Below are 12,373 nucleotides of genomic sequence, written 5' to 3'. Positions count from 1 at the left end.
AATTACTTAGTTTCGCAACCACTATCAACTATTTTTGCCATTATAAACAAAAACAAATTTTAAAACTATCAAAAATCACTCAATATTAATTTAAAATATTACTAACAAATGAGCCAAAACCTTGCTTTTGCAGATTATGCAGTATTTATTATCTATTTTCTCGTCGTATCCATCTACGGATATGTCATTTATCGCAAGCGCGAAAAAAACGAACACGATGCCAAGGCTTATTTCCTTGCTGAAGGAACCCTAACATGGTGGGCGATTGGAGCTTCATTAATTGCTTCAAACATTTCAGCAGAACAATTTATCGGAATGAGCGGTGAGGGCTTCTTCTTAGGAATTGCAGTTGCTGCTTACGAGTGGATTGCCGCTATTGCATTGATTATTATTGCAATTTGGTTTATTCCTGTTTATTTAAAAAACAAGATTTATACCATGCCCCAGTTTTTGAAAACAAGATATAACGAATCAACGGCTTTGATAATGGCGGTTTTCTGGTTGTTTTTATATGTATTTGTAAACCTTACTTCTATCTTATACTTAGGAGCGGTTGCTATTGATGGTTTAGCAGGGGGTGGATATCTGCATGTTATTATGGTCGGTCTGGCTGTTTTTGCTTTAATTATCTCTTTGGGAGGTATGAAAGTGGTGGCTTATACCGATGTTATTCAGGTAGCAGTTTTAATTATTGGGGGTCTGGTTACTTCGTATATAGCTTTAACTGTTGTATCAGACCATTTTGGTTTTGGAAAGGATGCCCTTGCAGGTTTCAACCTGTTAATTGAAAAAGCACCGGAGCATTTCAAAATGATAATAGACAGACCTGGTGCCAATTCTTCTCAATTGGAAATTAACAAATATTTAACTTTTCCTGGATTAATGTCGTATTTAGCAGGTATCTGGATCATCAACCTTAACTATTGGGGATGTAACCAGTACATTACTCAAAGAGCATTGGGTGCTGATTTGCAAACTGCACGTACAGGTATTTTATTTGCAGGTTTCTTAAAATTATTGATGCCTCTTATCGTAATGTTACCGGGTATTGCTGCTTACGTTTTATACCAAAATGATGCCTTACCACAATTGGTTGGAGGAAAAGACGGAGCTTACTCTGCCATGTTAACATTCCTTCCTACAGGTCTTAAAGGATTATCTGTTGCAGCTTTAACAGCAGCTATCGTAGCTTCATTAGCCGGTAAAGTAAACAGTATCTCTACAATTTACACCTTAGACGTTCACAAAAAATACATTCAGAAAAATGCAAGCGACAGACATCAGGTAAACATCGGAAGATATGCGGTTTTCGCATCGATGCTTCTGGCTGTTTTATTTACATGGAATGATGTTCTTGGAATTGGTGGCGAAGGAGGGTTTACCTTTATCCAAAAATACACCGGATTTATTAGTCCAGGAGTATTCGCGATGTTTATTCTTGGTATGTTCTGGAAAAGAACTACAGGAGCAGCAGCTATTGTGGGTGTAATTTTAGGATTTGTATTATCTGTTTTATTCAACGAATACGCTCCGGCTTTATTTGGAAACGAAACTTTATTATATACTGCATGGCCTACAGGAAAAATTGTAGATGGAGTTCCAGTATACGAAATTCCATTCCACATCTGTATGGGATTATCATTCTTCTTTACAACGCTTGTAATGGTAGCAATGAGTTTTGCAGGACCAAAAGTAAACCCTAAAGCTTTCGAAACAGAGCCTGGAATGTTTACTGTAAAACCACAAACAACTGTTTTAATTGTAATTACTTTATTGGTTATCGTAGCGTTGTACGTTAAGTTCTGGTAAAAAATATATTTTCAATTTATAGAAAGTCTGAAACCGAATTCGTTTGGTTTCAGATTTTTTTTTGCTTTAAACAATTATTCTAATACAACTACATTTTAATTTTATAAGTGTAAATATTACAAATATCACTAAATTCCGGTATTAATTATTCTGTTTTTTAACTATAGATTTATGACCTAATTATTTTTAATGTTAAAAAATTGAAATCATATTTTTATTTTAGCAATATCATCATGTTGCTTGCAATTATAGCTGTAACACTCCTTAATACCGAGTATTTTTATTTCTCAACAGCTATCGCTTATTATGGATTTTGTATAACTGTTTTTGTTTTTACGATTACCTCCTTTTTTCCCTTAGCAAATAAAACACAACCAACCCTTAAAATACCAATTCTCATATTGGGACTATGGTGTCTGTATGTTTTAAGTAATTATCTGACACATAAGGCTACATTGGTTTTTACTATTTATAGTTTTGCACTTTATTTTTTACTTCTTAGGGCAACTGCACTTTTTAGTACTCCCAACTTTAAATTCAGACCGTTTTTTATTGGGATTGCAGGAATTGCAACGATAGAATCTTTGTATTGCATTTTACAATTTTTAGGAATATTTAAAAGTGAAAATAAATTTTATACCGTTACAGGCAGCTGGAACAATCCTAATGTTACGGCCATCTTTTTAGCTCTTACTGTACCTGTATTTCTGTATTTAGTAAAGACCCAATACAAGAAAATCATTCTGACTGCTTTTCTATCACTATTAGTCGCATTATTACTTCTTAAATGCAGAACAGCTTTTATTGGTATAATTTTATCATTAATAGTTTTCTATAGCTTAGAATACCGATTAATAGACTGGATTAAAAACAAAAAAAACAGCACTACCATTAAAGCCGTGTTTATTCTGGGTTTACTGATTTGTATTCCTTTAAGCTCTCAATTATATAATGCCAAAAAAGCTTCAGCAGACGGCAGGAAATTCATTTGGAAGGTTTCTGCGATAATGGCAGCAGAAAAACCATTAACGGGTTATGGCTACGGTTATTTTGAAAAAGAATACAATTTATATCAGGCAAACTATATTCAAAAAAGAAAAGTAACTACTGAAGAACTGGCCAATGCTGGTCCCGTAATTATGCCCCATAATGAAATACTTCAAAATGCAGTTGAAGGAGGCAGTATTGGTTTATCACTCATTTTACTGTTTTTCGGTTCTATTCTTTTAACTGTACGAAAAAGTAAAACAAATCAAAACGATATAAATACTGAAACTGATTTACATTCACGAAACCATAATTTCAATTTAGCCTATGCCGGAATTGTATCTTTTATTGCAATGTCGATGGTCAATTCTACCATGCAAATTGTACCTGTAATGTGTTTATGTATTCTCTATTCAGCTATTATTTGCAGTGGCTTAAAAGAATCTCCATTTTTTGCAAATCTAAGTTTCATTTCAAACAAAACAGCTTTTACTATACTTCCAAAAACCGGAGTTCTTATTACAAGTTTGTACTTATCCTACCTCATTTTTGGAATGGCTTCTGCAGATATGCAAAACAAAAAAGCAAAACTATTAAAAGAAGCAGGCCATTACGAAGAAGCTTTACAAATCATATCCAATTTAGAGCCTTTTCTAAAAGATGATCCTAATTATTGGAAAAACTATGGTGCCATTTATTTTGAAAAACATTTGTATCAGGAAGCTTTAGACTGTTTTAAAAAAGCCCAAAAATTAAGCACACTACCAGATATTTATTTAGGGACCGGTATTTGTTATGAAAAACTAAAGCAATATCCAGAGGCGATAGATCAATATGAAACACTTACAGCATTGTACCCAATAAAATTTTCTTATCGAATGAGACTTCTAAAAGGGTACCTAAAAAACAAAGAAACTTCTAAAGCAGCGGCTCTGGCAGAAGAAATTATTCAGCTTCAGCCAAAAATACCATCCGTAAAAGTGAATCAGTATAAAAAAAGGTGTCAGATTTTGTTAAAAAATTTAGCGAGGACAGAATTCACACAAAAAGCAATAAACCAAAAATCGATAATGAATTAAAGTATAAAAATTAAAATCAATAGTATGCATGACCAAAAAACTACCAAAACAAATATATCCCAATATGCTGTTCTTCGAATTTCGGGAATCCTGAAAATAGTATTCTTACTAATACCTTTTTTTACTCAGGCACAATATCCTGCCTCTGTTGAAACAAATCTGAAAAAAGCCGGATCCAACAGACCCGAACTCGAAAAAGCCTTACAATATGCTGATAAAACCGGTGACGACCAAAAAATAAAAGCGATGCAGTTTTTAATTGCCAATATGGATATTCATTCCTCTTCCGATTATTATTGGGAAGATGCAGCTAATAAAAAAATAGCCTATAACGAATTAGACTATCCTGACCTTGAACAGGCAAAAACAGCTTTTGAAACCATTAAACAGCAAAACCCGGGACTTAAAGCCAAGTCGGTTATTTACCAAGATATCGAAACAATCAAAGGGGATTACCTGATTCAGAATTTAGAGAAGGCTTTTACCACATGGCGTACATCTGCCATAAAAACAACTTCATTTGAGGATTTTTGCGAATACATTTTGCCGTACAGAGTAAGCGTAGAACCAGTACAAGACTGGCGCAGTACTTATGCTGGTAAATTTAAATGGATAAGTGAGCAAATCAATTTAAAGGGTTTTCAAGCTGCCTTGCCGTACGTCAAAGATGACCAGGACAGCTGGTTTGTCAACAACTGGAAAGAAAAACGTAACGAACCTTTGCCAAGACTCGGCAGCCTTCAATTGCTTTTCCGCAAACAGGGACCTTGCTCCGATATTGCCAGTATGAATGTATTTACTATGCGTTCGCAGGGTATTGCAGCAGCAGTCAATATCATTCCGTTTTGGGCAACAGCAACAGAAGGCCACTATACCAATACGTTTTATGACGAAAACAAACAAATGCTTAATTGTGATTACGGGACAAAGGATTTTCGTCAGAATCTGCCAAGGGAACCTGCCAAAGTTATCCGCCTGACGTATTCTAAAAATCCTGAAACATTAGCCAGTTTCGAAGATATAAGCAATATACCAAAAGGCTTCCTGCAACAGCAAAATTACATTGATGTAACCGATGATTTTTGGGAGACCACTACTGTAAAATGCCCTTTGTATGAAAAAGAAAACCAACCTAAAATTGTGTACGCAACCACTTTTAACGGACTCGCATGGAGACCTTTCTGGTGGGGAAAAACGGATAAAAACGAAACTGTTTTTACTAAACTGTGCAAACAAACAGTCATTATCCCTCAATATTATAACCAAGGCAAATTGACACCTGCCGGTGCTCCGCTTGTTGTAGGCAATACTACCACAAAGGTATTGCAGCCAGACCTTTCCCAAACCAGCGAGGTTGTTATAGCAGAAAAAGAAAAATACCTGAAATTCAAATTGGGGATTACCTACCAGCTTTTGTACTGGGATAACAAATGGAAAATATTGGGAAAACAAAAAGTAACAAGCCCTGTAACCGAAATGAAGTTTGAAAAAGTCCCTAAAAATGCCTTGTTTCTATTTTTAGCTGGGGACTCCAAAGGTTTGGAACGTCCTTTTATCATAGAGGACAATGGAGAACGATTTTGGTTCTAATAGCGGTAGCACATTACACATCTAAAAAACTGCAAAATCTTAAATCAATTTATACTATTCAAAATAACAACAAAATGAAAACACTATTCCAAATTTTGCTATTAGTGCCTATTTTAAATGTAGCACAGGTAAGTCCTAATGTCAGCAAGCGATATCCGGCACATATTATATATAAAATAGACGAAGTAACCTCAAAAGTAAATTTGAGTGAAGACAAGCAAATTAAAATTGCTAAGAAATTCATCAAAACAGATAGCATCGTAAATGCTGGTTTAGCAGCTGGTATCACTGCAGATCAATTAAAAAATGATTACACTATTGATAAAACGTTTCTAAAAAACATATTATCTATTGAAGAGATGGAACAATATGCTTATGAAATGGATAAAGACAATCGATTTTTGATCGCCTTAAAATTCGCACCCGAATTAAAACTCGAATCTACACAAATCAGCAAAATACGTCAATTAAATGATTCCCTGGAGAATACCCCTAAAAAAGCAGCTAAAGTAACTCTCCAGTTTGAAAATCGAAAACTATCTACAATCCTAAATCAAAATCAATATTCGCAAATAATCAATTTTTCATACACAGACGAATCTATTGCGGAAACCAAAAGTGACTGGGCAAGGATTGAAAAACTAAAAATAAATATCCCTGGAAAGGAACAGGAAGAGTACCAACAAATAAAAGACTATCATTTTAATAAAAATGGCTATCTGGATAAAAAAGCAGAACGTTTTGAAAAAAAGAAACAGGATTTCCTGAGCCTGAAATCAACACTTATGGAACCGCCTATATTGATTAGAGCTAAAATCCTTTCAGACCAAAAACACGCTAATAATAAATATGCATCCGTAGTTAAATTTGAAAAAGAACTCGACCTGACAAAAAATCAAATTGACACACTGCTAGCTAAGTACATTGCATTTGAAAAAATCATAATTGAAAATAAAGAAAATGACTTAAAGGGAAGCTTAAGCCCTCCCAAACCATTACCCTCAGAATTTGACAATATAACCCAAATTATAACCCCTGAACAATTCAATAAGTGGCTCACTTTGAAAAATAAAAATGAAGCCGTAAAAAAAGCAAATCAAAGCTTGTCTGCATTAGAATCAGAAGGACTGACTAAAAATGCAGACATACAAAAATTAATGCCTGAACTGGCTACTTACCACCTGAAATTATTGATTGCATTGGAGAAAAACAAAAACTGGAAAACTTCTGAAACGCGTTTTCTGGTTCGTGATGTTGAGCAAAAAAAACCTGAAATATTAGTGCAGCTGGACGCCATAAAACGAAGCAAAGCTAAAAATGAAAATGCAAAAAATGCCTTAGCATGGTAAAGTTTGCCAAAACTGTAAACCATAAAATTCTCTGGAATGTATGATTATTAACCTCAATATATAACCAAATGAAGAAAATTACCCAAAAAGGAGTATACTTGTTGTTGCTCCTGAGTAGTATGCTCGGACAATCTCAGGAATCTCCAGATACTAACAAATCATTAACAATGGCTAGACTTCAACTCGTAAAAGGAAGCAAAAACTATAATCCTGAAAAAGCAATAGCCAGTTACACTGAATTGGCAGCACAAGGCAATTCAGTGGCCATGAATGCACTGGGACTTATCTACACCAAAGGTACTGGAATATCCGTAAATGAAGAAGAAGGAATAAAATGGCTTGAAAAAGCAGCGCAGGCAGGTTATGCTAAAGCCTGGTACAATCTTGGAATAATATACCAGGAAGGCATAAGTGTCCCGGCAAACCCCATAAAAGCAATAGAGTATTTTGAAAAAGCAGCCACAGCAGGGTATAGTTCTGCTTATACTGCATGGGGGCGAATGCTAATGAGAGGAAACGGAGTTCCTCAGGATTATCCTCTTGCGATGAGTATTTTTAAACAAGGTGCTGAAAAAGGAAATTCGCACTGCAGCTACTTACAGGGCTATTTGTACTATAAAGGCTTTGGCTGTACACAAGACTACGGCATTGCCATACAGCATTTTGAAGTTGCCATACAAAAAAACAACCCCTGGGCAATGTACATGTTGGGCCTGTGTTACCGCAATGGTTATGGAGTAAATATCGATTTAGAAAAAGCTAAGTCCCATCTCAGTAAATCAGCAGCAATGGGTGTAAAGCCGTCTCAGATGGAGCTGGATGATCCGGAGGCCGAAAATCATAGTCCAAATCAGACCAAAACCAGTTCGGCTCCTATTGGCGAAGTCATAACCATTAACGAAACTGAAGCTCCTGAAACTTTCAAAAAAGTCAAACAGGCTCCTATTGCAACTGATATTTCCGGCAATTACACCGGTTATGTATTACGCTATGACTTTAGCGGTCAAAATATCTTAAGCAAAACTTCATTGCAGATAGATTTAAATCAGGATGACAAAGCATTAAATGGAGAATGGAAAGAAATTGATGGAGATACCGTTACTTTTAAAGCCCAAATCCAGGAGGATGCCATTGTATTTAAGGATTCTAAAATAGACCGCACCGAGCATTTTTACAAAGGCAGTCTTAATCGATATGAATTTAAAGATGCCAGACTGCAATTACTGGAAACCGATGAATCGTTGTTTATAGTAGGTAACCTGCAACTTTATAATATCAAAGAACGTGAAAACGAAAAACCAATGTACCTGATTTTAGAGAAAAAACAAACCAGAACAAGCGAAGTTCAGGAAGTCATTTCTTCTGTAGCTATATACCCTAATCCTGTAGCAACAGACTTTAGCCTTAGTTTCGATTTGGCAAAACCTGCAGACGTAGGAGTGAGCATCTATTACATTACAGGCAGGGAACTCTACAGCCAGCAATGGAACAATCTGGAGCAGGGAACACAAACCAGAACTCTCTCATTAAATGCCCCTCCGGGGTATTACGTACTGAGGCTCACTTACAGTACAGAAGTAAAAACGACTATTTTAATTAAAAAATAAGAGCGATGAGAAAGAAATATTATATTTTAGCATTTACGTTCTTATGCTTATTAATAGGACAAAGTAGTTTTGCGCAGATTACTGGTGGAGATCAGGATCATAATTCAGGACTAGGTGAAGATGGGTATTACAATGGCTCTGGAGAAACCTGGGAGGATGAAAATGGCAGACTTTGGGCTCAGGATTCAGATGGCAGAATTTATGCAGACATAAATGAAGATGGTATTTTGGATCGTGATGAAGTGATTTATTACGAGGGCTCAGACTCAACTGGAACAGGCTCTTCCGGGAGTGATACGAATAACGGTTCAGGTGGATCATTTTCTGGCTGGGGCGGTGGCACATCGGGTGGATCATCAACAGGAGACAATGAAGGCAATAATGATGTAGCTAGTAACGACAATTATTATTATTCGATTGATAGCTCTGGTAATATCGTAAGATGGAATTTTGTTCCTACTCCTTATATTGCCGGACCTTACCCTGAGGACTGGACTACATCTAATGTAGATTTGAACTCATATAATCCTTATGATAATACTATAGAAATAAATTCATCTTCAGGTGTAGATCTATTAACATATGAAAATAAACCATATGGAAAGATAGATTCGGATGGTAATGTTACAATATTAGCAAGGGACGGTACGTACAAATCGCCTTCGAAATTAAATCCGCAAGATGACAAAGACAGGTTTAACCTTTCCAAGTTTGCTGTATACTTAGCAAGAAAATTAGATGGTGCAAACAAAGACATTAAAATTACCACTGCCAAATACACTAAGCTAGCATCAGAAATTCCTGCCTACACGCATTCACCACCCGGAACTCATATTTATTTAAACTCAAACGGTGGTTTTAACAAATATCTGGATAATGTAAATAGTTTTAAAAGCACTTTAAAACACGAAATATTACATGTGATTGATAATATAAACAAGGTGGAAGACACTTATGAAACTCATGCAAATATATATTTAAAGCAAATGAAAGACGACTCTTTTAAAGATTCAAATTTTGATTTTCAACGTAGTATCGCTCATTCATTTTGTAACTATTTGTTAAATATAGATCAGGAAAAGAAAAGAGAAAATCTAAATTATGATCATAATATGGTTATTTCAAAAATTAATGAGTTTAATATAGACCACCAAGGCAAAATCAAAATTATAGCACCTGAATTTGGACTATATAGTCTCGGGAATTTATCTTTGAGTGTTAAAATGAATGGCTATGTAGCTGAACCTGTAAAATATAATTATGAGACAGAATAAATTATTGTACTTATTATTCTTCATTGTATTAATTTCGTGTACTAAAGAAAATAGAATAGAAAATATTTTTATAACTCCTAAAGATCATTATTGGCAATGGAGTAATACACAACAATATAATGTGGGGTGTGGTGAAATTAATTTCAAATTTGAAAAAAACGGATACTCGCATAGATATAATTTTAATTTTGAAAAAGGTTATACTCTACACGAAGGCCAATACGATGATATTGTAGTTGGTCCTAAAAAATGGTATCTAAAAAATGACTCAACTTTAGTGTGGGATAACTTAGAATATAAAATAGAACATATTGATCATACTGTAATTATGTTGTCTTATTTTTTACCAAGTGATAAAAAACAACAATGTTGGACCAGATTACTTAAGGTCGTGGGAGAAAAGTAAATTTTAAAAATCCTGTTGGCAATCGCTAACAGGATTTTATTTACAGATCGCTTATTGCATCTTCTAGTTATGGGGGCAGTATCCACAGATAGCTCAGTTGGAGACTGTTGTTGTGATAGCAATGATAATAGGAAAATTACCAATACAAATAATACAAATTTTGATTCTTTACCTCAGTATAATAATACCCCAAATTGGGGTAATTCTGACGAACAGCCAGTTCTCTCTATCGATGGTGAAATTATTGACCTTCATTCTACTTCTCCGGGTTCTGGAGATGCAATATTTTCACTTTCTGGAAATTATAAAGCTACAGGAAAAAAATATACAAAAGACATTTATGTGGAGACAAGCCCGAATAATTATCACCGGTTAGATAGCTTTAAACTTAATACAGATAATTTAGTCTCTATTTTAGGACCAGATAAAAATCAAGCAAATCGAAATTTAATCGACAAAATAATAACTTATTATGCTCGGAAAATTGGTATTTCTGCGGATATTGTAATAGACTCAGAGTCATATTCTAAACCTGAAGCACTTGCATACTTTTCTCCTGTAGACGGAAAGATTCATATAGCAATTCATGAGAATGGCACAATAGATTCTTTACTAAACAATTTCAATAATCTTATGAGTGTTTTATATCACGAAAACTTACATTTGAAAGACAAACAAGATGGTAAAACTGTAACTTACAGATCACACGCCGAAGTGTATATGAATCAAATTCTAAAAGGACCTAACTTTTCGAAAACCACTTATGATTTTCAGAAAGGTCAAATCGGTGCTTTTGCTGCATACCTTGATAATGCTATAAACCGTGGTGAGAATGTAGATGATCTAATCAAAACATTTAATGAACAAAGTGTTGATTGGAAAGTTACCGGGCATTACACGTATGGACCTGGTAACCTTGTATATTATAAGGGAGAAGCAATGTACCTTCAATCTTTATTATTATCAACTCCTAATTAAATCTAAATGAAAAAAATAATTTTAATTTCGCTTGTCTTTTTGTCATCATGCAAAAATGAAAGCTTGTTTGAGCAAAGCCTTATTAACGATAAAGACAATACTTATTGGGTTGAATTTATGATGGATTCTACTGGTAATTATAAATATAACAAAAGACAATCTGTTTTCTTTTCGAACAGTAGATTATCAAGTTTATCTTCTGAAAATGAAGATAGGATAGGTACCCCTCAAGTTAAACTAATAGAGGGCGGGAATCAAGAAAAATGGAGTTACAATGAAAAAAACAATACACTAACAACTTCATATCGAACCACGTTTAAAATTGAGCGATATACAAAAGACACTATTTTTATGAAACTGACAACAGGTCGAAAGGAAAAATTTATAATGATTAGAAAGCGTTTAAAGTAATTTATTCTCACTGAACCTAATGTTTCCCTATGGCTCTAGTACTTTGTTTTCAACGAGTACCTACTAAATTTATAGAAAAACTAGTGTTTGCAACACGGTAAACTAAAAACAGGAGTGTATCTCAAAAAGCTCACTCCTGTATTGTTTACAATATTATTGAAATCAAGATATTGAATAAGAAAAAACCCACTGGAACAGGCTCATCCGGAAGTAATACGAATAACGGTTCTGGTGGATCATTTTCTGGCTGGGGCGGCGGCACATCGGGTGGATCATCGACAGGAGACAATCAAGGTAATAATGATGTAGCTAGTAACGACAATTATTATTATTCGATTGATAGCTCTGGTAATATCGTAAGATGGAATTTTGTTCCTACTCCTTATATTGCCGGACCTTACCCTGAGGACTGGACTACATCTAATGTAGATTTGAACTCATATAATCCTTATGATAATACTATAGAAATAAATTCATCTTCAGGTGTAGATCTATTAACATATGAAAATAAACCATATGGAAAGATAGATTCGGATGGTAATGTTACAATATTAGCAAGGGACGGTACGTACAAATCGCCTTCGAAATTAAATCCGCAAGATGACAAAGACAGGTTTAACCTTTCCAAGTTTGCTGTATACTTAGCAAGAAAATTAGATGGTGCAAACAAAGACATTAAAATTACCACTGCCAAATACACTAAGCTAGCATCAGAAATTCCTGCCTACACGCATTCACCACCCGGAACTCATATTTATTTAAACTCAAACGGTGGTTTTAACAAATATCTGGATAATGTCAATGACTGCAAATTCCGGTTATATTGATCACCCCATTCCGTTTTAAAGTGAGCACCTGATTCCAGTTCAAAATGACCACCTAA

At 34.7% G+C, this 12,373-nt stretch carries 10 protein-coding genes; all 10 read left to right on the top strand.

The genetic code is table 11. From position 1 onward, the window contains the following. Window positions 1-108: 108 nt before the first annotated feature. The 10 genes from GXM16_RS00050 (at window position 109) to GXM16_RS00005 (ending at window position 12,317) form a co-directional block, all read left to right on the top strand. Window positions 109-1,809, top strand: coding sequence for a sodium/sugar symporter (locus tag GXM16_RS00050; RefSeq protein WP_163391518.1), 1,701 nt, complete (start codon window positions 109-111; stop codon window positions 1,807-1,809). 200 nt (window positions 1,810-2,009) lie between these two features. Further along, on the top strand, window positions 2,010-3,875 hold the full coding sequence (locus GXM16_RS00045; protein WP_163391516.1) for an O-antigen ligase family protein: 1,866 nt from the start codon (window positions 2,010-2,012) through the stop codon (window positions 3,873-3,875). A 24-nt stretch (window positions 3,876-3,899) separates the two neighbouring features. After that, the gene (locus GXM16_RS00040) at window positions 3,900-5,465 is read left to right on the top strand and encodes a transglutaminase domain-containing protein (protein WP_163391515.1); all 1,566 of its coding nucleotides are present in this window, start codon (window positions 3,900-3,902) and stop codon (window positions 5,463-5,465) included. A gap of 74 nt (window positions 5,466-5,539) precedes the next feature. Further along, on the top strand, window positions 5,540-6,814 hold the full coding sequence (locus GXM16_RS00035; protein WP_163391513.1) for a hypothetical protein: 1,275 nt from the start codon (window positions 5,540-5,542) through the stop codon (window positions 6,812-6,814). Between the two features lie 68 nt (window positions 6,815-6,882). Further along, on the top strand, window positions 6,883-8,421 hold the full coding sequence (locus tag GXM16_RS00030; RefSeq protein WP_163391511.1) for a T9SS type A sorting domain-containing protein: 1,539 nt from the start codon (window positions 6,883-6,885) through the stop codon (window positions 8,419-8,421). A 5-nt stretch (window positions 8,422-8,426) separates the two neighbouring features. After that, on the top strand, window positions 8,427-9,695 hold the full coding sequence (locus GXM16_RS00025; protein ID WP_163391509.1) for a hypothetical protein: 1,269 nt from the start codon (window positions 8,427-8,429) through the stop codon (window positions 9,693-9,695). Further along, window positions 9,682-10,101 (top strand): hypothetical protein, encoded by a 420-nt coding sequence (locus GXM16_RS00020; RefSeq protein ID WP_163391507.1) that lies wholly within the window; start codon window positions 9,682-9,684, stop codon window positions 10,099-10,101. Before GXM16_RS00025 ends, GXM16_RS00020 begins: the two co-directional genes overlap by 14 nt. Before the next feature lie 15 nt (window positions 10,102-10,116). Beyond that, the gene (locus GXM16_RS00015) at window positions 10,117-11,079 is read left to right on the top strand and encodes a hypothetical protein (protein WP_163391505.1); all 963 of its coding nucleotides are present in this window, start codon (window positions 10,117-10,119) and stop codon (window positions 11,077-11,079) included. Window positions 11,080-11,085: 6 nt separating this feature from the next. After that, on the top strand, window positions 11,086-11,490 hold the full coding sequence (locus tag GXM16_RS00010) for a hypothetical protein (RefSeq protein WP_163391503.1): 405 nt from the start codon (window positions 11,086-11,088) through the stop codon (window positions 11,488-11,490). 170 nt (window positions 11,491-11,660) lie between these two features. After that, complete coding sequence (locus GXM16_RS00005) at window positions 11,661-12,317, top strand: hypothetical protein (protein ID WP_163391501.1); 657 nt, start codon at window positions 11,661-11,663, stop codon at window positions 12,315-12,317. The last annotated feature ends 56 nt before the right edge of the window (window positions 12,318-12,373 follow it).

This window comes from Flavobacterium limi (genome assembly GCF_010645075.1).
Classification (GTDB): domain Bacteria; phylum Bacteroidota; class Bacteroidia; order Flavobacteriales; family Flavobacteriaceae; genus Flavobacterium; species Flavobacterium limi.
The sequence above is the reverse complement of the archived record's forward strand: the minus strand, read 5'-3'. Positions and strand labels throughout refer to the sequence as shown.

Excerpts from the sequence above, each read along its gene's own strand:
- GXM16_RS00050 (WP_163391518.1), top strand. The coding sequence starts at position 109 with ATGAGCCAAAACCTTGCTTTTGCAGATTATGCAGTATTTATTATCTAT.
- GXM16_RS00040 (WP_163391515.1), top strand. The coding sequence starts at position 3,900 with ATGCATGACCAAAAAACTACCAAAACAAATATATCCCAATATGCTGTT.
- GXM16_RS00035 (WP_163391513.1), top strand. The coding sequence starts at position 5,540 with ATGAAAACACTATTCCAAATTTTGCTATTAGTGCCTATTTTAAATGTA.
- GXM16_RS00030 (WP_163391511.1), top strand. The coding sequence starts at position 6,883 with ATGAAGAAAATTACCCAAAAAGGAGTATACTTGTTGTTGCTCCTGAGT.
- GXM16_RS00025 (WP_163391509.1), top strand. The coding sequence starts at position 8,427 with ATGAGAAAGAAATATTATATTTTAGCATTTACGTTCTTATGCTTATTA.
- GXM16_RS00020 (WP_163391507.1), top strand. The coding sequence starts at position 9,682 with ATGAGACAGAATAAATTATTGTACTTATTATTCTTCATTGTATTAATT.
- GXM16_RS00010 (WP_163391503.1), top strand. The coding sequence starts at position 11,086 with ATGAAAAAAATAATTTTAATTTCGCTTGTCTTTTTGTCATCATGCAAA.